Genomic DNA, 24,537 nt, shown 5'->3' with positions numbered 1-24,537 from the left:
GTCGCCGGTGGAGATCGGTCATGCGTTGGTGGTGGGTCGTTCGGTGTTCGAGCGTCGGGCGGTGGTGATCGGTCGGGAACCGGCGGATTTCCGGGATGGGTTGGCGGCGTTGGCCGCGGGTGAGCCCTCCGCCCGTGTGGTCACCGGGACGGTGCCCGCGCATTCGGGTGGGACCGTCTTCGTCTTTCCGGGGCAGGGTTCGCAGTGGGTCGGCATGGGTGTGGCGTTGATGCGGACCTCGCCGGTGTTCGCCGAGCACCTGAAGGCCTGCGCGGCGGCGTTGGAACCGTTCACCGGCTGGAGCCTGATCGACGTCCTCCACGGCGCTCCGGGCGCCCCCACCCTCGATCGCGTCGACGTCGTCCAGCCCGCACTGTGGGCGGTGATGATCTCGCTCGCCCGGTTGTGGGAGCACCTGGGCGTCACCCCGGACGCGGTGGTGGGTCATTCCCAAGGCGAGATCGCCGCCGCGCACATCGCCGGCATTCTCACCCTCGACGACTCCGCGCGCATCGTGGCGTTGCGTTCGGGGGCATTGGCCGGCATCGCCGGTCGGGGCGGCATGTTGTCGCTGCCGCTGGGCGTGGCGGCTGCCGAGGATCTCGTCGCCCCCTGGAAGGGGCGGGTTGCGGTCGCGACGGTCAACGGGCCGTCGGCCACCGTGGTCGCGGGTGACGCGGACGCGTTGGCCGAGATCCTCGCCCACTGCGAGGGCACGGGCATCCGGGCCCGGAAGATCCCGGTGGACTACGCCTCCCACACCCCGCACGTCGAGGCCCTGCACGACCGGCTCCTGGAACTGCTGGCCCCGGTGCGTCCGCGGGAGGCGGCAGTGGCGTTCTATTCGACGGTGGCCGGTCGCACCGGCGGCCCGCTGAGCGACACGAGCGTGATGGGCGCGGCGTACTGGTACGAGAACCTGCGCACCACCGTGGCGTTCGAGACGACCACCCGTGCCCTACTGGACGACGGCCACACGCTGTTCATCGAGGCGAGTCCCCACCCCGTCCTCGTCCACCCGCTCCAGGAAACCGCCGAAGACCACCCCGGCACCGGCGAGATCGCCATCACCGGCACCCTTCGCCGAGAGGAGGGCGACTGGCAGCGTGTGCTGCTCTCCCTGGCCGCCACGCACACGCACACCACCGCCGACTGGTCGGGCTTCTACGCCCCGACGCAGTCCGTCGACCTGCCCACCTACCCCTTCGAACACGAACGCTACTGGCTGTCGGCCACCGACCGAGCCGGTACCGACCGTGCGTTCGGCGCCGCTTCGGACCCGGGCGAGGTCGAGTTCTGGGCAGCGGTCGACCGGGAGGATCCGGACGCGCTGATCGGCACACTGGGGCTGGGCGACGCGAACGGTGAGCGCGACGCCGTCGACGCCGCCCTTCCGGCCGTACTGTCCGCCATGTCGTCGTGGCGGCGGCGCAGGCTGGATCGGGCGGAACTGGACGGCCTGCGCTACCGGGCCACGTGGAAGCCGCTGCCCGACATCGGGACCGGGGCGACGCCGGGATTGGAGGGGAGCACCTGGCTGGTGGTCGTCCCCGAGGCGATCGCCGCGGACCCCGCCGTGCAGACGGTGCTCGACGCGATCCGGCAACGCCGTGCCCACGTGGTCCGATGCGACGTCGCGCCGACCGACCTGCGGGACCGGGCCGCGCTCGGCCGGCGGCTCGTCGCCACGCTCGCCGAGGACGAGGCGCCCGGCGGTCCGACCGGCGTGCTGTCCTTCGCCGCGCTCGTCGACGACGGCTTGACCGCCGCGCACGAACCGGTCTCCGCCGGCCTCGCGGGCACGGTTGCCCTGGTGCAGGCACTGGAGGACGCGGGCGTCGAGGCCCGACTGTGGTGCCTGACCCGGGAGGCGGTGTCCACCGGGAACGCGGACGCCGTCGCCAACCCGCTGCAGGCCCAGATCTGGGGCCTGGGCCGGGTGGTGGCGCTGGAGCGGCCGGAACGGTGGGGTGGGCTCGTGGACGTGCCCGTCCGGCCGGACGGGCGCGCCGTGGAGTTGCTGTGCGCGGTTCTCGCCGGTGTCGACGCGGGGCACGGCGTCGGCGCGGGCCACGGCGAGGACCAGGTGGCGGTGCGCCCCTCGGGAGTGTTCGGGCGGCGACTGGCGCGGGCACCGCTGGGTGACGCGCCGGTGCCGGAATGGCGCCCACGAGGCACCGTGCTGGTGACGGGCGGCGCGGGAGCGGTCGGAGCGCAGGTCTGCCGCCGGCTGGCCGAGGCCGGAGCACCGCACCTGCTGCTGGTCGGCAGGCGTGGCCGGGACACGCCCGGCATCGCGGAGCTGGAGGCGGAACTGACGGCGCTCGGGTCGCGGGTGACCGTGGCCGCGGTCGATGTCGCCGACCGGGACGGGCTGCGGGAGTTGCTCGCGTCGGTTCCGCGGGAGTATCCGCTGACCGCGGTGATTCACAGTGCCGGGGCGCTCATGGACGGATTGGTGCAGACCCTCACGCCGGAGCAACTGGAGCGGGTACTGCGGCCCAAGGTGGCCGCCGCGACCGCGTTGCACGAGCTCACCGCCGATCTGGAGCTGGAGGCGTTCGTGCTGTTCTCCTCGGCCGCCGGCGTCCTGGGCAACGGCGGACAGGGCGGGTACGCCGCGGCGAACGCCTTCCTCGACGCGCTCGCCCAGGTGCGGCGGGCGTCCGGGTTGCCCGCGACCGCTGTGGCCTGGGGGTCGTGGGGCGGTGGCGGCCTGATGACCGGCGAGGTGGAGGAACGCCTGCGCCGCAAGGGGCTGCCGCCGATGGCCCCCGAGACGGCGCTGGCCGCGTTGGCCGCCTCGCTCGGCCGGCAGGAGACGCAGGTGACGGTGGCTCGGGTGGAGTGGGCGGACTTCGCGCCCGGCTTCACCGCGGTCCGCCCCAGTCGGCTCATCGCCGATCTTCCCGATCTCGCCGTGGCCACGACGGCGCACTCCGCGGGTGGTCACGCCGGTGGCGCGGCGGAGGGCGAACTGGTGCCCCGGTTGCGGGAGATGCCGGACGGCAAGCTGGACGAGGCCCTCCTGGAGACCGTCCGCGCGCACGCCGCGGCGGTCCTGGGCCTGAAGGGGCCGGACGCGATCGGTACCGAACGGGCTTTCAAGCTGGCGGGCTTCGACTCGCTGACCGCGGTGGAGCTGCGGAACCGGCTACGACGCGTGACCGGATTGCGGGAGTTGCCCACCACGTTGCTGTTCGACTACCCGACGCCGGTTGCCGCGGCGCGGTACCTGCGGGAGGAACTGTTCCCCCAGCGGTCGGTCGGCGGCGGTACCCCCGGCCGGTCGGCGGATGTGGACGATGCCGAGGTGCGGGATCTGGTGCTGTCGATTCCGCCGGCGCGGCTGCGCGAGGCGGGGCTGTTGGAGTCACTCCTCAGCCTGGCCGGCCGCCCGCCGGTCGGCGGCGCCGAGACGAATGGCGCGAACGGTGCGGGTCACGCGCCGGAGAACGGCGACGGGCCGTCGCTGGACGAGATGGGTGTGGACGAGATGGTGCGCATGGCGATGGGGAACGGCGTTCCCGACGAGACGCGGAGGTCGTGATGGCCGAATCGAATGACGCCGTTGTCGAGGCGTTGCGGGCATCTCTCAAGGAGACGGAACGCCTGCGCCGCGTGAACGCCGAACTGTCCGCGGCGTCGCGCGAGCCGATCGCGATCGTCGGCATGAGCTGCCGCTACCCGGGCGGTGTGCGCTCGCCGGAGGACCTGTGGGATCTGGTCGTCGCCGAACGGGACGCCATCTCCGACTTCCCGCGCAACCGCGGGTGGAATCTCGACGAGTTGTACGCCGCGGAGCCGGGCACCCACGGCAAGTCGTATGTGCGCGAAGGCGGCTTCGTCTACGACGCGGACGCGTTCGACCCCGGCTTCTTCGAGATCAGCCCGCGCGAGGCGATGGCGATCGACCCGCAGCAGCGTCTCCTGCTCCAGGCCTCGTGGGAGGCGATCGAGCGGGCGGGCATCGACCCGACGACGCTGCGCGGCAGTCGCACGGGTGTCTTCGTGGGGATCGCACACCAGGACTACGGGCCGCCGATGCACGCGTCGCCGGAAGTGCTCGAGGGCTACCTGTTGACCGGAACCTCGACCTCGGTCGCCTCCGGGCGCATCTCCTACACATGGGGTCTCGAGGGGCCGGCCGTCACGGTCGACACGGCCTGCTCGTCGTCGCTGGTGACGCTGCACATGGCCACCCAGGCGCTGCGGAACGGCGAGTGTTCGCTGGCCCTGGCCGGCGGCGTGACCGTGATGACGATGCCCGGCGCGTTCATCGAGTTCAGTCGCCAGCGCGGGTTGGCTCCGGACGGCCGATGCAAGCCGTTCGCGTCCGCCGCGGACGGCACCGCCTGGGGTGAGGGCGTGGGGCTGGTCCTCCTCGAACGCCTCTCCGACGCGAGGCGGAACGGCCATCGGGTGCTGGCGGTCGTGCGCGGTTCGGCGGTGAACCAGGACGGTGCCAGCAACGGTCTGACCGCCCCCAACGGCCCCTCCCAGCAACGCGTCATCCGGCAGGCCCTGGTGAACGCGCGGTTGACGGCCGACCAGGTGGACGCCGTCGAGGCGCACGGTACGGGCACCACGCTGGGTGACCCGATCGAGGCGCAGGCGCTGCTGGCCACCTACGGCAAGGACCGGCCCGAGGACCGGCCGCTGTGGGTGGGGTCGGTGAAGTCGAACATCGGCCACCCGCAGTGCGCGGCGGGCGTGGCGGGTGTCATCAAGATGGTCATGGCCATGCGGCACGGCACCCTGCCGAGGACGCTGCACATCGACGCGCCGACACCCCACGTGAACTGGTCGGCGGGCGCGGTGGAACTGCTCGCGAAGGCGCGGCCGTGGCCGGAGACCGGCGGTCGGCCACGGCGGGCCGGCGTGTCGGCGTTCGGCGTGAGCGGCACCAATGGGCACCTGATTCTCGAACAGGCGCCCGAGGAGGTCTCGGCGCCGGAGGAAATGCCGGCCTCCGGGCAGAGGCCGGCGTCCGACGCCGCCGACCAAGGGTCGGGCGGTGCCGGTGGGTTGGTGCCGTGGGTCGTGTCGGCGCGCTCGGAGCGGGCGTTGCGGGCGCAGGCGGGGAAGCTGCGCGACTTCGCCGCCGCCGGCGCGGACATCGCCGACGTCGGTTGGTCGTTGGTGTCGACCCGGGCCCGGCTCGAGCACCGCGCGGTGGTCCTGGGGCGTGACCGGGACGAGTTGCTGAGTGGGATGGCGTCGTTGCGCGACGGGGTGGAATCCGCCGGGGTGGTGCGTGGCGTCGCCGGGAAGCTCGGTGGTTCCGTCTTCATGTTCCCGGGGCAGGGGGCGCGCTGGGCCGGTGTGGCACGGCCGTTGTACGACACCTTCCCCGTCTTCGCCCAGAGCCTCGACGAGATCTGCGCACGCTTCGACGCGCATCTCCCCTTCGCCCTGCGGCCCCTGCTCCTGGCCGACGAGCCCGCGGAACGCGAGCGCACGGACATCGCGCAGCCGGCGCTGTTCGCCCTGCAGGTCGGCCTGTACCGGCTCATGACGCGCTACGGTCCTCGGCCGGATCACCTGATCGGTCACTCGGTCGGCGAGATCGCCGCCGCCCACGTCGGTGGTGTCCTCGACCCGGACTCCGCGACCCGGCTCGTGGCGGCTCGGGGGCGGGTCATGCAGACGGTCGGCGAGCGGGGCGCCATGCTGGCGGTACGCGCTTCGGAAGACGAGGTGAACGCCCTGCTCGAGGGGTACGACCGCGTCGGTGTCGCCGCTGTCAACGGCCCGGCGTCGGTGGTGATCTCGGGTCTTCGCGAGGAGGTGCACGACCTCCGGGAACGGCTCGTCGCCGGCGGCACGTCGGCGAGGCTGCTCGAGGTCGACCACGCGTTCCACTCCCCGCTCATGGACCCGATCCTGGCCGAGTTCGCGGCATCGATCGGCGCGTTGCCCGCGGGTGAGATGGCGATCCCGGTCGTCTCGACCCGATTGGGGCGCGAGGCCACGGTCGAGGAGTTGACGTCCGTCGGGCACTGGGTGAACCACGTCCGCGAACCCGTGCGCTTCTTCGACGCGGTCGTGTGCGCCCGGGCGGCCGGAGCGAACGTATTCCTCGAAGTGGGACCGGGCTCGACCCTCGCGAGCATCACCAAGGAGACCTTCGCCGGCGAGGGCGTGGAGGACGCGGTGGTCCTGTCGTCGTCGCGGCGGGACCGCGGGTCGGTGGAGGTGCTGGTCGGCTCGCTGGCCCAACTGTACGTCCGAGGCGAGGCGGTGGACTGGGCCGCCCTGCTCGGGGCGGGTCGGCGGGTGGATCTGCCGACGTACGCGTTCGAGCGGCAGCCGTACTGGTGGGACACCTGGGCCGCGCTGGGCGCCGCGGACGTGGCCTCCGCCGGCCTTTCGGCTCCGGAACACCCGATGCTGGGCGCGGTGATGGACCACCCCGGTACCGACGAGGTTGTGTTCACCGACCGGTGGTCCCTGCGAACCCACGCCTGGTTGGCCGATCACGCCGTGTTCGGCGCGGTCGTCGTACCGGCGACGGCGTTCCTGGACCTGGCGCTGTCGGTGGGCGACTTCGTCGGGTGTGCCTCGGTCGAGGAACTCTCCCTGGAGGTTCCCCTGTTGCTTGCCGACCCGGGCGACGTGCAGGTGCGGGTGGTCGTCGGCGCCGCGGACGATACGGGACACCGCCGCCTGGACGTGTACTCGCGTCCCGGCGCCGAGGGCCACACGGTGGGCGGCTGGACCCGTCACGCGACGGGGAGCCTCGCACCGACCCCGGCGCGCTCGCCCGCGCGGACCGATGCCGCGCCGGCACCGGCGGTGTGGCCACCGGTGGGGGCCGGGCAACTCGACATCGGCGGCCTCTACGACTTCCTCGCGGACACGGGTTTCGACTACGGCCCCACGTTCCGCGGCCTGCGCGAGGTGTGGCGCCACGATGACGATCTGTACGTGCTGGCCACGCTGCCCGCGACCGACGACGGCTCGTCGGGCTCCGGGTTCGCACTGCATCCGGCGCTGATCGACGCGGTGTTGCACGCGGTGGCGGTCGGTGGCGTCGTGGGCATGGACGACGGCCGGGGCTGGATGCCCTTCTCGTGGTCCGGGGTGGACGCGACCGGGGAGTGCGGCCCGAGCGTGAAGGCCCGGATCACCCCGGTCGGCGAAGGGGTCGTGTCCGTCGCGATCGCCGACGAACACGGCCGCGACATCGCTCGGGTCGCGGCGCTGACGTTCCGACCGGCCAGTGCCGAACAACTGCGCTCGGCACGAGGCGGGCCCGAGCAATCGCTGTTCGAAGTGCAATGGCGACCGCTGCGGGACAGCGAGCGGCGGGAACCCTACCGGGGGCAGTGGGGTGTTCTCGGGACGAAGGACGGCCTGGCTTCGCGCCTGTCCGCGGCGGGCGGTGAGGCGGTCCCGCGCTACGAGTCGATCGAGGATGTCCCCGCGGGCCGGGCGCCCCGGCACATCGTCCTGTGCCTGGACGACTTCCTCGCCGCCGACCCCGACCTGCTCGCCGAGGTCGGCGGAGCGAACGCGCACGTGCTGGACCGGATCCAGCGATTCCTCGCCGAGGAAACGTTCGCCGAATCCACGCTGACCGTGCTCACCCGCCTGGCCCTGGACACCGCCGGCGGGGCGAACGTCGAAAGCCTTCCCGGCGCGTCCGTGTGGGGCCTGATCCGGTCCGCCCAGGCCGAGCGCCCCGGCAGGTTCAAGCTGGTGGACATCGACGACGAGGAGACCTCCCTCGCGCGCTTCCCGGACGTACTCGCCCTCGGCGAAGAACAACAGGCACTGCGTGGCGGCGAGTACCTCACGCCCCGCATGGCACCGACCGCACCCGCGCGGCACCGGATCGAGCCACCGGCGGCCGGCGCGCACCGGCTGGGCATCCCGACCAAGGGCACCCTGGAGAACCTGACCTGGGTTCCCTGCCCCGAGGTGGAGGCGCCGCTGACGAGCGGGCAGGTTCGGGTCGCCGTGCACGCCGCCGGGCTCAACTTCCGCGATGTGACGATCGCCCTGGGACTGGTGGAGAAAACCGCCTTCGACGCCGGACTCGGCAGCGAAGGCGCCGGAATGGTGCTGGAGGTCGCGGACGACGTCACCGACCTCGCGCCGGGTGACCGCGTGATGGGCGCCCTCACCGGCGCCTTCGGCCCCGTGGCCGTGATGGATCACCGCCTGCTCGTGCCCGTGCCCGACGGGTGGAGTTACGCCGAGGCGGCGTCCATGCCGACCGCCTTCCTCACCGCCTACTACGCGCTTTTCCACGTGATGCGGCTCGAGAAGGGACAGCGGATCCTCATCCACGCCGCGGCGGGCGGCGTCGGGATGGCCGCCGTGCAACTCGCGCAGCACATCGGTGCCGAGGTGTACGGAACCGCGAGCCCGGCCAAGTGGCCCGTCCTGCGCGGGCTGGGGCTGGACGACGAGCACCTGGCATCCTCGCGGGACCTGGAGTTCGCGGACAAGTTCCTGGACTCCTCGGATGGTCGCGGCATGGATGTCGTGCTCAACTCCCTGGCACACAAGTTCGTCGACGCCTCGCTGAGGCTGCTCCCCAACGGTGGGAACTTCATCGAGATGGGGAAGACGGACATTCGCGATCCCCACCGGGTGGCGGCCGATCACCCCGGGGTCGACTACCGGGCCTTCGATTTCTACGAGGAGAGCCCGGACGCGATCCAAGAGATGTTCCGGGCCGTCATGGAACTGTTCGCCGACGGGCGAGTGCGGCTGAACCCGATCTCCATCCGCGACATTCGCGACGCGCGCAAGGCCTTCCGCGAGATGAGCCAGGGCCGCCACGTCGGCAAGTTGGTCCTGGACGTGGGCGGGGGGTTCGGCGGTGGAAGTGTGCTGGTCACCGGCGGGACCGGGGGAGTGGGATCACTGGTGGCGCGGCACCTGGTCGCCGAACACGGTGTGCGGAGTCTGGTGTTGGCGAGCCGTCGGGGCATGGCGGCGGACGGAGCCGCCGAATTGGTCTCGGACCTCGCGGCGGCCGGCGCGGTGGTCAAGGTCGCGGCGTGCGATGTCGCGGACCGGGCCGCCCTCGCGGATCTGCTCGCAGACATGCCGCCGCGGTACCCGCTGACGGCGGTCGTGCACGCGGCGGGGGTGCTGGCGGACGGCACGGTCGAGTCGCTGACCGACCACAGCCTCGAACGCGTGCTGCGCGCCAAGGTCGGCGGTGCGATCAACCTGCACGAGCTGACCCGTGAACACCACCTGTCGGCGTTCGTGCAATTCTCCGCCCTCGCGGGCACGCTCGGCAGCGCGGGACAGGCGAACTACGCCGCGGCGAACGCGTTCCTGGACGGTTTGGCGGCGCGGCGCAGGGCGTCCGGCCTGGTCGGCACGTCGCTGTGCTGGGGCTGGTGGGAGCGCAGCGGGATGACCACGGACCTGGACGAGGTCGACGTCTCGCGGATCCGGCGGCTGGGCATCGCCGAGATGCCGACACCCCAGGCGCTGGCCCTGTTCGACGCGGCGTGCGCGATCGACAAGCCGGTGCTCATCCCGGCCCGGGTGGATCTCTCCGTGCTGCGGAACATCACCGGCGAGGAGCCGCCGCTGCTCCTGCGCGACCTCGTCGACGGCAGCCGCCCACTTCGCAACCGGACGAGCACGAGCAGGGACGGCGGCGCCCTCGGCCTACCCGCCGGATGGATCGGCCTGCCGGAGGGCGAGGCGCAGGCAGCCGTGCTGGACGCGGTCCGCGAGCAGGCCGCCGTCGTGCTCGGACACCCGTCCGGCGCGGCCATCGATGCCGACGAGGCGTTCACCCACCTCGGATTCGACTCGCTGACCGCGGTCGAACTGTGCAACCGCCTTGCCTCCTCCACCGGATTGCGCCTGCCGTCCACCATCGTCTTCAGCTACCCGACGCCACGCGAGTTGGGGCGGCACGTCTTCGGCCTGCTGCGACCGGCACCGGACCCCAGCGCGGTCGAGGAGGCGCGGATCCGAGAAGTGTTGCGGACCGTCTCGATCGAGGGCCTGCGGAACGCGGGCGTCCTGGAACTGGTTCTGGCGTACGCCGAAGCGCCTCGAGCGGAAGACGCCGACGGTCATCTGCCGGATACCGGTACCGACGCCGGCGTACTGGCGGCCATGGACTTGGAAGCACTCGTCGGCCTGGCTCTGGACGAGAGGGGTGAGTGACATGGTCAACTCGGCGGATCGCACGGCGGAAGGCGCGGACCGGGTCGAGCGGGCGCTTCGCACGCTGCTGGAGGAGCGCGATCGGCTCCGGCAGGAGAACGACGCGCTGAAGGCCGGGCGCGGTGAGCCGATCGCCGTGGTGGCCATGGCCTGCCGCTACCCGGGAGGCGTGTCGTCGCCCGAGGAGCTGTGGACTGTGATCCGCGACGGCCTGGACGTGGTGGACGAGTTCCCGCAGGACCGCGGCTGGCGGGATGTGTTCGACCCGGATCCCGACACCCTGGGCGGCTCGTACGTGCGCCACGGAGGCTTCCTGACGGATGTGGCCGCCTTCGACGCGGAATTCTTCGGTGTCAGTCCGCGCGAGGCGTTGGCGGTCGACCCGCAGCAGCGCCTGTTGTTGGAGACCTCGTGGGAGGCCCTCGAACGGGCGGGCATCGTTCCCGCCGACGTGCGCGGGGCCGACATCGGTGTTTTCGCCGGAGTGAGTTCCTCCGAATACGGGGCGCGTTTCCTGGAGGAGGACAAGCACGAACTGGAGGGCTACCTGCTGCAAGGCAGCACGCTGAGCGTGGCCTCCGGCCGGGTGGCGTACGAACTCGGACTGACCGGGCCCGCGATGAGCGTGGACACGGCGTGTTCGTCGTCGCTGGTGGCGCTGCACCTGGCGGTGCAGTCACTGCGGTCGGGGGAGTGCTCGCTCGCGTTGGCGGGTGGGGTGTCGGTGATGTCGACGCCCGCGATCTTCGTGGAGTTCTCCCGGCAGCGGGGTCTGGCGGCCGACGGCCGCTGCAAGTCCTTCGCGAACGCGGCCGACGGGACCGGCTGGGCCGAGGGGGTGGGCGTGTTGCTGCTGGAACGGCTGTCCGACGCGCGCCGCAACGGCCATCCGGTGCTGGCCGTCCTTCGTGGTTCCGCGGTGAACCAGGACGGCGCCAGCAACGGGTTGACCGCTCCCAACGGCCTCGCCCAGGAGAGGGTGATCCGCAAGGCTCTGGCGAACGCGGGGGTCTCGGCCGCCGAGGTGGACCTGGTCGAAGCCCACGGCACCGGAACCGTGCTGGGCGATCCCATCGAGGCGGGCGCGCTGTTGGCGACCTACGGTCAGGGGCGGGCCGAGGGCAGGCCCTTGTGGCTGGGGTCCATGAAGTCGAACATCGGTCACGCCCAGGCCGCCGCCGGGGTCGCCGGTGTCATCAAGGCCGTGATGGCCATGCGCCACGGGCACCTGCCGAAGACCCTGCATGTGGACACGCCCTCGGCACACGTGGACTGGTCCTCGGGCGCGGTCGAACTGCTGGTGGAGGGGCGTGAGTGGACCCGGGCCGACGGTCCGCGGCGGGCCGGGGTGTCGTCCTTCGGGGTCAGCGGCACCAACGCGCACGTGATCCTGGAAGAGGGGCCGCCGCCGGCGGGGGCGGGCGAACGGGCCGCGGGTGCGGCCCTCGCCGACGGTCTGGTCCCGTGGGCGGTATCGGGCAAGAGCGCGGCGGCGTTGGCGCGGCAGGCGGGTAGGCTGCACGACTTCGCCGCCGCCGACCCCGGGGTCGATCTCGCGGATGTCGGCTATTCGTTGTCGTCGAGCCGATCACGCTTCGACCATCGCGCGGTGGTGCTGGGCCGCGGACGGGACGAGTTGCTGAACGGTTTGGCGTCGTTGCGCGACGGCGCGGAGTCCGCGGCGGTCGTCCAAGGGGTCGCGGGAAACCCCGCAGGCGTGGTCCTCATGTTCCCCGGACAGGGGTCGCAATGGGTCGGCATGGGCCGGCGGTTGTACGACACCTTCCCCGTCTTCGCGGACAACCTCGACGCGTGTGCGGCCGCGTTGGCCCAGTGGGTCGACTGGTCGCTGCTCGACGTGGTGCGCGGCGTGGCGGGAGCGCCGACCCTGGACCGGGTGGACGTGGTGCAGCCGGCGCTGTTCTCGGTGATGGTGTCGATGGCCGCGTTGTGGCGGTCCTGGGGAGTGGAACCGGCCGCGGTGGTCGGGCACAGCCAGGGCGAGATAGCCGCCGCCCACGTGTGCGGCGCGTTGTCGTTGCGCGACGCCGCCAAGGTCGTGGCGCTCCGCAGCAAGGCCCTGGTGGCATTGATCGGTCACGGCGCGATGGCGTCGGTCGTGGAGTCCGCCGAATCCGTGGAGGCCCGGCTGACTCCGTGGAACGACCGGCTGAGCATCGCCGTCGTCAACGGACCCCGCTCGGTGGTGGTGTCCGGGGAACCCGACGCACTCGAGGAATTCGTCGAGAAGATGAAGGCCGAAGGCACTCAGGCCCGGAGAATATCGGTCGAATACGCCTCGCATTCGCACCACGTGACCCGGGTCCGCGATCAGGTGATCGGCCCACTGTCCGATGTGCGCCCGAAAACGTCGACACTACCCTTCTATTCGACCCTGCACGGCGAAAGAATCGATACCGCGAAGCTGAACGGCGAGTATTGGTACGAGAACCTGCGGGAAAAGGTTCGCTTCGAATCGTCCGTCCGCCGGCTGGTCGACGACGGTTTCCGGGTGTTCATCGAGATGAGCCCGCATCCCGTGCTGACCGTCCCGGTGCAGGAGATCGTCGAGGACCTGGACGACGTGCTGGTCCTGTCCTCGGCGCGGCGGGACCGGGACGAGGTGGAGGCCGTGGTCGGCTCGCTGGCCCAACTGCACGTGCGGGGCGGCGCCGTGGACTGGAACGCCCTGTTCGGGGCGCGCCTGCGAGTGGACCTGCCGACGTACGCGTTCCGCCGGCAGCGGTACTGGCTGAACTCTTCGCCCGCGGCGACATCCGCGCAGGCGGCCCCGACACGGCTTCCCGCAGGTGAGGATCACCTCGTCCCCCTGTCGGACCTGCTCGCCACGGCGTCCGACGACGACGCGCGGGCACTCGTGCTGGAGCACGTCGTGGAGAAGGTCGCCGTCGTGCTCGGCCACCCCTCCGCCGAGACGGTGGACCCCGACCAGGAGTTCAAGGACGTCGGATTCGACTCACTGCTGGCGGTGGAGTTGAGCAAACGTCTGAGCGCCTCGACCGGACTCAAGCTGAGGGGGAACGCCGTACTGCGGTATCCGACACCAAGGAGGATCGCCGAGCACATCAGGTCCTCGATGGCCACCCGTGTGCCGCGCTGACCCACCGTGTTCCGGCTGTGTTCGGGCCGTCTTCCAGGGTATTTCCGCCCGCGGTATGTCCCGCCGGCGGGACACGGCACGTTCGACCGCGGCTTGCCCCGCCGCCGCGCCCGGTTGTCTTGACCGGCTGATCCACTTACGTGACGGTGGAGTCCATCTGCGAATTCCTCCGGTTCCCGGGCCTATTTCGTCGAGGGGTTGATCCGCTTGAGTTCGTTCGGTGCGTCGTCCGCGCACAAGGGATTGTGGCTGGCACAGAAGATGTCTCCCGACATGTTGAACCATGCGCTGACCATGTGCGATGTGGACGGTGAACTGGACGCGACGGTCATGGAATGCGCGTTTCGGCACGTGCTGGGCGAGGCGGAAGTGCTGTGCGTCAATTTCGTCGACGACGGCAGCGGGCTTCGGCTGGTGCCCCGGCAATTGGGCGATTGGCGGCCCTTCTTTTTGGATCTCAGCGCCGAGACCGATCCCGAGCAGGCGGCCCGGGAGGCGCTGGCCGACATGCTGCGGCAGCCGTTCGACCTGGAGCGGGATCTGCTGTTCCGACTGGGCGTGGTCAAACTCGCGGCCACCCGCTCGCTCGTGGTGATCGCCTACCACCACCTCATATCCGACGGGTTCGGGGCCGGCATCGTGACGCAGCGCCTTGCCGAGGTGTACACGGCACTGGCGCGGGGCTCGGAGATACCGGAGTTGCCACACCCGTGGGATCTCGAATCGTTCGCGGACGCGGCGGCGGAATATCAGGACTCCCCGGCATTCGCCGACGACACGGAATTCTGGCGCGAGTACCTGGCGGACGCGCCCCCACCCGCGCAGGTTCCGCGCGTGGCGCTGTCGGACGCGACGCGGTCCGCGCTGTCCGAACCGATGAGCAGCGCCGACCGCTGGGCGGAGGTGGCCGAGTGCATCGGCATGGTCAGCCGAACGCTGACCGTGCCGCGCGCCGAGGCGGACACGTGGACCGAGACCGCGAAGTCCATGGGTGTATGGATGTCGTCACTGCTGACCACGGCCGCGGCGGTGTTCCTCGGACACCGCTGCGATCGTCGCGAGTTCCTGCTCTCGCTGGCCGTGGGCAACCGGGTCGGGGCAGCGAGCAGGACGCCCGGTCTGGCGGTGAACGTGGTGCCGGTGCGCGTACGGGTTCCGCTCGGAGCGACCTTCACCGAGGTCGCCGACGCGGTGGGCGACGAGACGTATGACATCTTCGGCCACACCCTCTGCCACTACTCCGAGATCCAGCGCGCGAGCGGAACGGTCCTGAGCGGTCGCGGGAGTTTCGGCGCCGTCATGAACATCGTCGAGTTCGCCGAACAACTGCACTTCGCCGACAGCGCGGCGCGTTACTCCGGCGCGACGAGCGGGACGTTCGACGAGTTGTCGATCGGGGTCTACACCGACGGGAGCGCCGACAGCGACCTCTACTTCCGGCTCGACGCCCCCGCGGACCTGTACTCCCGCGCGGAACTGGGTTTCATCGGAAGCGAGTTGATCGCCTACATCCGGGCCCTGACGGCCGCCGATCCGCAACTGCCGGTCGGTGCGCTGGACGTCGTGAGCGGTCTCGAGCGCGAGCGGGTGCTCACGGCACCCAACGCCACGGACGTACCGCTGCCGGGACTGTCGGTTCCGGAACTGTTCGCGCGGCAGGTGGGCCGGGCCCCCGACGCCGTCGCGGTGATGTCCGGGAACTCCGCGCTCTCCTACCGGGAGTTGGACGAGCGGTCGAGCCGCCTGGCCGGGGCACTGCGACGTCGGCGCGTCGGACCCGAGACGGTCGTGGCGGTGGCGCTGCCTCGATCGGCGGACCTGGCCATCGCCCTGCTGGGGGTGGCGAAAGCGGGCGCGGCCTACCTGCCGATCGACCCCGCGTTCCCGACGGAACGCCTCACGACCGTGATCGGTGCCTCCCCGGCGCGCCTACTGCTCACCGACGCGACGACGGCCGAGGGGCTCTCCCCCGATCCGGGTGTGCCGGTGATGCTGTTCGAGGACGTCCGGTCGAACCTCGCCGACGACACCGGCGAACGGGCGCGGGAGACTCCGGTCCCTGTGCACCGGGACGGCCTGCTGGCCGTGACGTACGGCCACGCATCGGCAGGTGCGGCCGCCGGCGTCGCCGTGACACACCGCAACATGGAGCGGTTCGTCCTGGATCGCCACTGGCGAGAAGACGGCCGCGGAGCCGTGTTGTGGCACACCCCGCAGACCTCCGACGCGCTCGCCCTCGAACTGTGGGTCCCCCTGCTGAACGGCGGCCGGGTGGTCGTGGCCCCTCCGGGAGAACTCGACATCGACACGCTGACCGAGTTGCGAACGTCGGACGAGATCTCCGCGGTATGGCTGCCCGTGGGTCTGTTCTCGGCGATCGCGGCGGAACGCCCGGAGTGCCTCGCCGGATTGCGCACGGTGTGGACCGGTGCCGACCACGTGTCCGCGGCCGCGCTGCGCCGGGTGCGGGAGGCATGCCCCGACCTGACACTCGTCAACGGCCACGGTCCGGCGGAAACGATCGGGTTCGCCGCGTGCCACCGCTCGACGGCGGACGAACCCGCGCGGCACCCGGGCGCGATCGGACGCCCGATGGACAACACCGCCCTGTACGTGCTGGGTCCGGGATTGGCGCCGGTCCCGGTCGGCGTGACCGGGGAGCTGTACGTGGCCGGTCCCGGCGTCGCGCGTGGATACCCCGGGCACCCCGGGCAGACCGCGGAGCGGTTCGTGCCCTGTCCGTTCGGTCCGCCCGGCGGGCGCATGTACCGGACCGGGGACCGGGTGCGGTGGGGCGCCGACGAGCGGCTGGAGTACGTGGGCCGGGCCGACGCCCAGGCACAGATCCATGGTGTCCGGGTCGAGCCGGTCGAGGTCGAGGAGGTGCTGTCCGAGCACCCCGGGGCCGCGCAGTCGCTGGTGACCGTCGGGGCGGACGACTCCGGGCAGCAGCGATTGGTGGCCTATGTGGTGCCGGCCGGCGGCCGGGGCGACCTCTCGGGTGAGGAACTGCGCCGGTTCGTGGCGGGGCGATTGCCGGAGTTCATGGTGCCGTCGGTGTTCGTGACGCCGGCCCGCATACCGACGACGGCCGGCGGAAGAGTGGACCGGGCGTCGCTGCCGGAGCCCGAGTTCGACGACGGGAAGTACCGGGCACCGCGCAACGACACCGAGCGGGTGCTGGCCCAGGCACTCGCCGACGTGCTCGAACTGGACCGGGTGGGCATCGACGACGACTTCTTCGAGATGGGTGGCAACTCGCTGCGAGCGATCAGGCTGGTCGGCCTGATCCGGTCGGAGCTGAACCAGGAGGTGTCCATCCGCACGTTGTTCGCGGCTCGTACCATCGCCGGCCTGTCCGACATGTGGAAGGACCTCGCCCAGTCCAGCAGGCCGGCCCTGCGCAGGAGGACGAAGGACGGCGAAGTCCTCTGAGCATTCCGGCACCGACGTGTCCGGACCGGCCGATCCACTGCCGTGAACGTGATTCGACGACAGCAAGAACACAGGCGAATGGGGGCAACGACATGGGACACACCGGCCTGGACACGGACGTGGTGATCGCGGGCGCCGGGCCGACGGGCTTGATGCTCGCCTGCGAGCTGCGGCTGGCGGGCGTCGACGTGATGGTGGTGGAACGTCTTTCGGAGCGGACGGGCGAGTCGCGAGCCGGTGGGATGCACTCGCGCACCCTCGAGGTGCTGGACCAGCGCGGAGTCCTGGACCGCTTCCTGGCCGTCGGCGAACTGACGCCGGTGGGCCACTTCTCCGGGCTCTGGCTGGACTTCGACGGCCTCGAGTCCAGGCACCCCCTCCCGTTACAGCTCCTGCAGTCCGCCTTCGAGCGGATCCTGGAGGAGTGGGGCACCGAGCTCGGCGTACGCGTGCGCCGGTCGTCCCAAGTGTGCGGGATCCACCAGGACGAGACCGGCGTGGCGGTCGAGCTGGGCGCGGCGGAGGCGACGTCCGCGACGCTGCGCGCCCGCTACCTCGTGGGCTGCGACGGCGGACGCAGCACGGTGCGCAAACTGGCGGGCATCGACTTCCCGGGCACTCCGGCGACCATGACCGCGCTGCTCGGTGACGTCGAACTCCCGGACCTGCCGGAAGAGTTCATCTTCGGGCGGCGCTATCCCGGCGGCAACTTCTCGGCGTTCTCGCTGGAGCCGGGCTGGCACCGGGTGATCACCACCGAGTACGACCGGGTCGCCGACCGCGACGACCCGGTGACGTTCGAGCTGCTCCGCGAGTCGCTGATCAGGCTCGTGGGCACCGACTACGGCATGCGCAACCCCAGGTGGATCTCCCGGTTCGGTGACGCCGCGCGGCAGGCCGCCCGGTACCGGGAGGGCCGGGTGCTGCTCGCGGGCGACGCGGCGCACATCCACTTCCCGGCCGGCGGGCAAGGACTGAACCTGGGAGTGCAGGACGCGGTCAACCTCGGCTGGAAGCTCGCCTCGGTGGTACACGGCCGGGCGCCGGAGACTCTGCTGGACAGCTACCACGCCGAGCGCCACCCCGTCGCGGAGCGCGTTTTGCACAACACCCGGGCACAGGAGGCGCTGGCCCGCCCCGGTGCCCAGATGGACGCGCTCCGCGACGTGTTCGGCTCGCTCATGGTGTTCGACGACGTCAACCGGTACCTGCGCGGCATGCTCACGGCCCTCGACATCCGCTACCGGGTCGGCGGCAACCATCCGCTGGAGGGCCGCCGGGTTCCCGACGCCGACCTCAAGACGCCCGACGGCGCGACCCGCGTCTACAAACTGCTGCATGCCGCCCGCCCCGTACTGCTCGACCTGCGCGGCAGCGCCGAGGTGGCGGCGACCGCCAAGAGCTGGGCCGATCGCGTCGACCTCGTCGAGGCGCGCAGCGAGGACGACCACTGGCCCGTCCCGATCGTCGGTGAGATCCCCGCTCCCGCCGCGCTCCTCATCCGCCCCGACGGACACGTCGCCTGGGCGGCCGACACCGCCGGCACCCCCGACACCTCGGCGCTTCGAACCGCCCTCGCCACCTGGTTCGGCCCGGCCCGGCGAAGGTGAGACACCACCCGCCGGTTTTCGAAGTCCGCCGAAGAACGGCGAAGCCCGCGCGCCGGCACCCGCCGTCCCACGGACACCGAGTCGCCCGCGAGGGGACCGGCCGGCCATCGACATCGCGGGGGTGCCTCGCCGAGAGCTCCGGTCTCGATCCGTGCGAGACCGGAGCATCCTCGCGCGTGAGCGGTGTCGCCGGTCGATCGATCGATGCCGACCGTTGGGGTCAGGTGTGCGCCGGCAGCGGCTCGGCACCGTGGTCGTCCGCGAGGGCGGCCTTGCCGTCGGTGGCCTCGGGCCATTCGGCGTCGTCGGAGGTTCCGGCGCCGGTGTCGGCGCCGAGTTGGTCCGGACGAGCCGTGTTCATCAGCGCGGCGACGATCAGCGCGCCCACCACGATGATCCCCGCGGCCCACGCCCCCGCCTCCGCGAAGCCCTCCACCAGTGCCTGCTTCGCGGTCGCCGGGCTGCTGTCGTGTGAGGCCAGGTAGTCCACGGTCGCGCTCGTGGCGATGGTGTTGAGCAGCGCGGTGCCGAGCGAACCGCCGATCTGCTGCGCGGTGTTGACGGTGGCCGAGGCCACACCCAGGTCGCCGTGGTCGACACCGTGGGTGGCGTAGTTGATGGCCACCGGCATGACCAGGCCCGCGCCGAAGCCGAGCAGGAGTTGCGAGATCAGCACGCCGCCGGCGTACGAGGTGTCCGGTTCCACCGTGATCATCCACAACATGCCGACGGCGTTGACGAGCATGCCGGGCACGATCAACGCCCGCGGCGGGAACTTGGGCATCAGCCGGGTGCTGAGCCCGGCGGCCGACACCAGGACCGCAACGGCCATGGGCAGGAAGGCCGCCCCCGTCTTGGTCGGCGAGTACCCCTTGACCACCTGCATGTAGTAGGTCATGAACAGGAACGCCCCGAACATGCCGATGACGGCCAGACCCACGGCCAGGTACGCGCCGCCGCGGGTGCGGTCGGCCACCACGCGCAGCGGCAGCAGCGGCTGCGCCACCCGGCTCTCGACGAAGACGAACACCGCGAGCAGTACCGCACCGGCGGCCAGCAGGCCGAGTACCGTCGTCGAGCCCCAACCGTCGGCCTCGGCCCGGGTGGTGGCGTACACGATCGCGACCAGCCCGCCGGTCACCAGCAACACGCCCGGGATGTCCAAGCGCGCCCTGCCCTCGCGCCGCGACTCGGCCAGCACCGTGTACCCGCCGATCGCGGCGACCAGGGCGATCGGGATGTTGACGTACAGGCACCAGCGCCAGTCGAGGTAGTCGGTCAGCGCCCCGCCGGCCAGCAGCCCGATCGTGCCGCCCGCGGCGCTGATGCCGCCCCAGATCCCGAACGCCTTGGTGCGGTCCTTCGGTTGGGTGAACGTCACCGTCAACAGCGACAGCGCAGACGGCTGGAGGAGCGCACCGAACGCACCCTGCACCGCACGGGAGACCAACAACATCTCGAAGTTCTCCGCCGCGCCGCCGAGCGCCGACGCGGCGGTGAAACCGAGCAACGCGATCAGGAAGGTCCGCTTGCGGCCGACGTAGTCGGCGATCCGGCCGCCGAGCAGCAGCAGGCTGCCGAACGCCAGCGTGTACGCGGTGATGATCCACTGCCGGTCGGCGTCGGAGACCCCGAGGTCCCCCTGGATGGACGGCAGCGCGATGTTCACGACGGTGGCGTCCAGTACGAGCATGAGCTGGGCCAACCCGATGAAGAACAGCGCGACCCAGCGGCGCGATGGGCCCGCCGGGGCCTGCGCCTTCGTGGTTGCCATGACGTGGTCCTCACTCGTGGTGGTACGTGCCGCGCCGATCCTTCGCGCGGCGTCCTGACCTTCACGAGACGTGCGCGATTCGGTCCGCGTGACAGCGGCGTGATGTGCCGTATGTCACCCGGTCGTAGGTGTCACAGAGCGGTGGAGGCCGGCGTCTTGTGCGTACGGGTACGGGAACCGGCATGGGAACGAACGGGTGGGAGAAGCCAGGCATGAGCGCAAGCAGCGAGGAAACAGAGGCGGGCGCGGCGGAGACGACCGAGCCGCCCCGCGTCGGCGACGGTCGCGCGGACTCGGCCGCGGCCACCGAGGCGTTCGTGGCCCACCGCAACCTCCTTTTCACCGTCGCGTACGAGATGCTCGGCTCGGCCGCCGACGCCGAGGACGTTCTGCAGGAGGCCTGGTTGCGCTGGGCGGGGGTCGACCTGGCCGTGGTGCGCGAGCCGCGCGCGTTCCTGGTACGGATCGTCACCCGGCTGGCGCTGGACCGGCTGCGTGCGCTCGACCGCCGCAAGGAAACCTACGTCGGCCCCTGGCTGCCCGAGCCGCTCCTGACCACGCCCGACGTGGCGGAGGACATCGAACTGGCCGACAGTCTCTCCATGGCGATGCTGCTGGTGATGGAGACGCTCACGCCGACCGAGCGGGCGGTGTTCGTACTGCGGGAGGTGTTCGACGTCGCCTACGACGAGATCGCCGAAGCCGTCGGCAAGAGCCCCGCCGCGGTCCGCCAGATCGCCCACCGGGCACGGGCGCACGTCGCGGCACGCCGCCCACGCGATGTCATCTCCCCGGCCGAGACCCGAGCCGCGCTCCAGGCCTTCCAACGAGCGGTCGAGACCGGGGACCTGCAAAACCTCGTCGACATCCTCGCGCCGAACGTCGTGGCCCTCAGCGACGGCGGAGGAATCAGGCACGCCGCGGTGCGCCCGATCGTGGGAGCCGACGACGTGGCCCGCTACCTGGCCTTCGGCCTGACCAGATTCACCGCCGGCACATCGATCGAGCCGGTCCAGATCAACGGTTGGCCCGGACTCATCATGCGCCGCGCCGGAGAGATCCACGGCGTGATGGCAATGCGCGTCGAGGCCGGCCTGATCACCGGCCTGTACACGGTGCGCAACCCCGAGAAGCTGTCCCGCCTGGAGCAGGAGACCGAGCTGAGCCGTTGAGGCGGGAACGATCCGGGGCCAGTCCGGGGGAAGCCGATGGATCGGGCCGTGCGAAGGTGCGGGCCCGAAGGAGAGCGTGCCGGGCGGCGGGCGGCTCTCGACGGAGTCGACACCTGGGTCGACTTCGGCACGCGGGTTCAGGTAGGTGGAGTCGGCGTGCTGGTAGGCGACTTGGCCCAGGAAGTCCTGGAGCGGTTTCCTGGTCGTGTGCGGGTCGTAGGAGCCGGGCGTGGTCCCGTAGCCGGTGTTCGGCTCGCAGCCGTCGCCCGGTTGCGCGTAGACGTTGGGGCCGGGGAGACCGGCGATCGTCGAGATGACCGCTTTGACGTCGTTGGTCGCCTCCGGGCCGGGGACGGGGTGGCGCAAGAAGGGCTCCGCGTGGCGTGGTCGGGTGCGTCGGTATGAAGACCCGTGTAGTCGCCGAAAACCGTCGCGCCGGCCACGAGCCGGGGCGTGATCCAGGCCATGGCATCGGTGCGTGCGGGGCGAGGGCGCCTGTCTTCCGGGGCTGTCCCGGGTCGGCGTTGCGTGGCGCCCTGCGGCTCCGGCCACTGCTTGACCCGCGCGGGCCGAGGCGGTCGGTGCGCCGTTCGCCGGAGAAGCTCGGGTGGTTGGTCGAAGCGTGGCCAAGATCCGGATATGGGCGTGTCGGAGGTGGGAGAGGTGGCCGGGACTTGTCGGATGACGGACAAGGAGCCGAGTCGGGCGGCGCGATCGGCAATGCCGTGCCGGGTCCGCGCTCTGGCTGCGGGCGTCGGAGGGGATCGACCCGGTGGGGAGGCGGCCGATCGCGACTCCACACGTGGCCGGCCGGGCGCTGAAGGGCGGGCCCGATCGTGCCGCCTCGGCTGAGTCGGCCCGGCGACAGCCCGCAAGGCGCAGCGATCGCCCGCGAGGTGAAGCGAGAGCCCGTTAAGCGGAGCGAGAGCCCGCGAGGGGAGCGCGAGCCGCTTTATGTGACAAACCCCGGCATCACATGACACCTGTGGCGCCCCCTGGCGCCATCTGGTGTCGCCGAACGTCATGGTGACCCTCTCGGCGCCATCCGGCGCCATTCCTTGCCCCAGGGGGCCCATGGGTGCGCAAGGCGCCACTGCGGCTTGGGCCTCCTTCTTCACGTTTTCGCAGGTAGAGAGGCCGTTCGTAGCCTGGTTCCAGGTGGGGTGCCACCCGGGCTTGCAAATGGCGCCATTGTGCTGCCATGATGACGTCATGGACCTCGCACCGTACGTCGACACCCTCCGCCGCGAACTTGCGGTGGCCGCCGAAGCCGGCGGCGAAGATGCCCGCGAACTGGCCGAGCGGCTTATCGCTCCGCTGGAGTCGGCGACTCGTCTGACCATGCTCAACGTGCTCTCCGCCGCGATGGACGAGATCACTCGCGAGCTCGCCCCCGGGTCGGTCGACATACGGCTGCGCGGACTGGACCCGGACTTCGTGGTGACGCCGCCGCCCGCCGACGGTGGCGCCGCCGCGGAGCCGGTCGAACCGTTCAGGGCTCGTGCGCCCACCGACGGCGACGAGGGCGCCGCCGCCCGCGTCAACCTGCGTCTGCCGGCCCACCTGAAGGCGAGGGTCGAGGAGGCCGCGAGTCGCGAGGGCCTGTCGGTCAACGCGTGGCTGGTACGGGCCGTGTCGGCCGCGGTCGACGGCGCGCGGCCACGTACGACGGAGAAGACCCAGAACATCGGACAGAGCTTCAACGGCTGGGTGCGCTAGCCGCAACGGCCCGGCCCACAGCAGCACTTCACCTCCACCGCTTCGCCCCCACCACTTCACCTCCAGCACGTCCTACCAGCGGGGACGTCCTGAAGACCCGAGAGGACGAGACAGCCATGCCTTCTTTCGACACTCCCGAACCGATCTCGATCACCGCACACGTGGAGGCCGGTTCCATCCAATTCACCGCAGGCGACCGCCTCGACACCGTGGTCGAGGTCCGGCCCCGCGACCCGAAGCGGGAGCAGGACGCACGGGCGACCGAGCAGACCGAGGTGACGTTCGCGAACGGCGCATTGACCATCAGCACGCCCAAGTCCAGCCTGTTCGGCCGCACCGGCACCGTCGACGTGAAGGTCGAACTGCCCGCCGGCTCGCGCATCGACATGACCGGATCCTGGACCCAGGTACTCGGCGAGGGACGGCTCGGCGAGGTCCGCGTGAAGACCTCCTCCGGCGACGTCCGGCTCGACACGACCGGCCCGCTGAACCTGATCGCGTCGCACGGCTCGATCACCGTGGACCGGGTCGAGGGCATGGCCGAGATCACCACCAGCTCCGGAAGCCTGCGCGTCGGCGTCGTCGACGGCCCCGCCGTACTGAAGAACTCGCACGGCACCACGACGGTCGACGCCGCGACCGGCGAGCTGCGGGTGAGTGGCGCCAACGGCGACATCGAGATCCGGCGCGCCGAGGACTCGGTCACCGCCACCACTGCCCACGGCACTCTGCGAGTGGGCGAAGTAGCCTCCGGCACAGTCCAGTTGGAGACCTCGCACGGCGCCATCGAGGTCGGCGTCCGCGAGGGTACGGCCGCCTGGCTCGACGTCAGCTCCAACTCCGGCCAGGTACGCAACACGCTCGCCGCGTCCGACACCCCGGAAAAGACCGAAGACGCCGTCAAGATCCGCGCCCGCACCCGCCACGGCAACATCGACGTACGCCGCGCCCGGGTCTGAGCACCGCATCCTCGATCGGCCCCATTCCCCGCCCACTTCAGCCTTCGAATGGAGGGCCCCGTGCCTTCTCCCACGCTGCCCACGTCCAGGCGGGCCAACGGTCACGCGTCGCCGGCCGCCGTCTCCGCCACCGATCTGCGCAAGTCGTACGGCGACAAGGTCGTGCTCGACGGCATCGACCTGCGCATCCCGTCGGGGTCGGTGTTCGCACTGCTCGGGCCGAATGGCGCCGGCAAGACCACCGCGGTGAAGATCCTGTCCACGCTCATCGGCGCCGACGGCGGACAGGCTCAGGTCGCGGGTCACGACGTCGCCGCGTCACCGAACGGTGTGCGGGCGGCGATCGGCGTCACCGGGCAGTTCTCCGCCGTCGACGGGCTGATCACCGGCGAGGAGAACATGCACCTCATGGCCGACCTGCACCACCTGTCCAAGCGCGAGGGCCGGCGGGTCGCCGCCGAGTTGCTCGAGCGGTTCGACCTGGTGGAGGCCGCGAGGAAGCCCGCCTCGACCTACTCCGGCGGCATGAAGCGCCGCCTGGACATCGCCATGACCCTGGTCGGCAACCCGCGGATCATCTTCCTCGACGAGC

Annotated in this window: 10 protein-coding genes; 9 read left to right on the top strand and 1 reads right to left on the bottom strand. The window is 71.3% G+C overall.

The genetic code is table 11. The annotated features are described in order from the left end of the window. The first annotated feature begins 43 nt into the window (after positions 1 to 43). From ACZ4FV_RS46300 to ACZ4FV_RS46280, 5 genes are all read left to right on the top strand, one after another. Positions 44 to 3,550 carry an SDR family NAD(P)-dependent oxidoreductase gene (locus ACZ4FV_RS46300; protein ID WP_465327031.1) on the top strand — a complete coding sequence of 1,169 codons (3,507 nt, stop codon included), beginning with the start codon at positions 44 to 46 and terminating at the stop codon, positions 3,548 to 3,550. Further along, positions 3,550 to 10,155: an SDR family NAD(P)-dependent oxidoreductase gene (locus ACZ4FV_RS46295; RefSeq protein ID WP_465327029.1), complete on the top strand. Its 6,606-nt coding sequence runs from the start codon at positions 3,550 to 3,552 to the stop codon at positions 10,153 to 10,155. The genes ACZ4FV_RS46300 and ACZ4FV_RS46295 overlap by 1 nt, the downstream gene beginning before the upstream one ends. A 1-nt stretch (position 10,156) precedes the next feature. Beyond that, a complete protein-coding gene (locus ACZ4FV_RS46290) occupies positions 10,157 to 13,276 on the top strand; it encodes a type I polyketide synthase (RefSeq protein ID WP_402242382.1) in 3,120 nt (1,039 codons plus the stop codon). A gap of 207 nt (positions 13,277 to 13,483) precedes the next feature. Then, the gene (locus ACZ4FV_RS46285) at positions 13,484 to 16,711 is read left to right on the top strand and encodes a non-ribosomal peptide synthetase (RefSeq protein ID WP_402242379.1); all 3,228 of its coding nucleotides are present in this window, start codon (positions 13,484 to 13,486) and stop codon (positions 16,709 to 16,711) included. 92 nt (positions 16,712 to 16,803) lie between these two features. Next, on the top strand, positions 16,804 to 18,321 hold the full coding sequence (locus tag ACZ4FV_RS46280; protein WP_395873043.1) for an FAD-dependent monooxygenase: 1,518 nt from the start codon (positions 16,804 to 16,806) through the stop codon (positions 18,319 to 18,321). A gap of 220 nt (positions 18,322 to 18,541) precedes the next feature. Here the strand turns inward: ACZ4FV_RS46280 and ACZ4FV_RS46275 are convergent, their stop codons facing one another. Beyond that, positions 18,542 to 20,095, bottom strand: a complete 1,554-nt coding sequence (locus ACZ4FV_RS46275; RefSeq protein ID WP_465327024.1) for an MFS transporter — start codon at positions 20,093 to 20,095, stop codon at positions 18,542 to 18,544. Between the two features lie 212 nt (positions 20,096 to 20,307). Here ACZ4FV_RS46275 and ACZ4FV_RS46270 point away from each other — a divergent pair, with 212 nt between their 5' ends. From ACZ4FV_RS46270 to ACZ4FV_RS46255, 4 genes are all read left to right on the top strand, one after another. Further along, complete coding sequence (locus ACZ4FV_RS46270) at positions 20,308 to 21,267, top strand: RNA polymerase sigma-70 factor (RefSeq protein WP_465327022.1); 960 nt, start codon at positions 20,308 to 20,310, stop codon at positions 21,265 to 21,267. Positions 21,268 to 22,479: 1,212 nt separating this feature from the next. Beyond that, on the top strand, positions 22,480 to 22,986 hold the full coding sequence (locus tag ACZ4FV_RS46265) for a hypothetical protein (protein ID WP_395873045.1): 507 nt from the start codon (positions 22,480 to 22,482) through the stop codon (positions 22,984 to 22,986). Between the two features lie 116 nt (positions 22,987 to 23,102). After that, positions 23,103 to 23,945, top strand: a complete 843-nt coding sequence (locus ACZ4FV_RS46260) for a DUF4097 family beta strand repeat-containing protein (RefSeq protein WP_395873046.1) — start codon at positions 23,103 to 23,105, stop codon at positions 23,943 to 23,945. A 60-nt stretch (positions 23,946 to 24,005) separates the two neighbouring features. Beyond that, on the top strand, positions 24,006 to 24,537 hold a 532-nt coding region (locus ACZ4FV_RS46255), incomplete at its 3' end, for an ABC transporter ATP-binding protein (protein WP_465327019.1).

The sequence above is a fragment of the Embleya sp. NPDC025285 genome (genome assembly GCF_055558835.1).
This window is presented reverse-complemented; position numbering and strand designations above follow the sequence as displayed.

What these genes read in the sequence shown, in the direction of transcription:
- ACZ4FV_RS46295 (WP_465327029.1), top strand. Translation starts at nt 3,550, where the DNA reads ATGGCCGAATCGAATGACGCCGTTGTCGAGGCGTTGCGGGCATCTCTC.
- ACZ4FV_RS46265 (WP_395873045.1), top strand. Translation starts at nt 22,480, where the DNA reads ATGGACCTCGCACCGTACGTCGACACCCTCCGCCGCGAACTTGCGGTG.
- ACZ4FV_RS46290 (WP_402242382.1), top strand. Translation starts at nt 10,157, where the DNA reads ATGGTCAACTCGGCGGATCGCACGGCGGAAGGCGCGGACCGGGTCGAG.
- ACZ4FV_RS46280 (WP_395873043.1), top strand. Translation starts at nt 16,804, where the DNA reads ATGGGACACACCGGCCTGGACACGGACGTGGTGATCGCGGGCGCCGGG.
- ACZ4FV_RS46275 (WP_465327024.1), bottom strand. Translation starts at nt 20,095, where the DNA reads ATGGCAACCACGAAGGCGCAGGCCCCGGCGGGCCCATCGCGCCGCTGG.
- ACZ4FV_RS46270 (WP_465327022.1), top strand. Translation starts at nt 20,308, where the DNA reads ATGAGCGCAAGCAGCGAGGAAACAGAGGCGGGCGCGGCGGAGACGACC.
- ACZ4FV_RS46260 (WP_395873046.1), top strand. Translation starts at nt 23,103, where the DNA reads ATGCCTTCTTTCGACACTCCCGAACCGATCTCGATCACCGCACACGTG.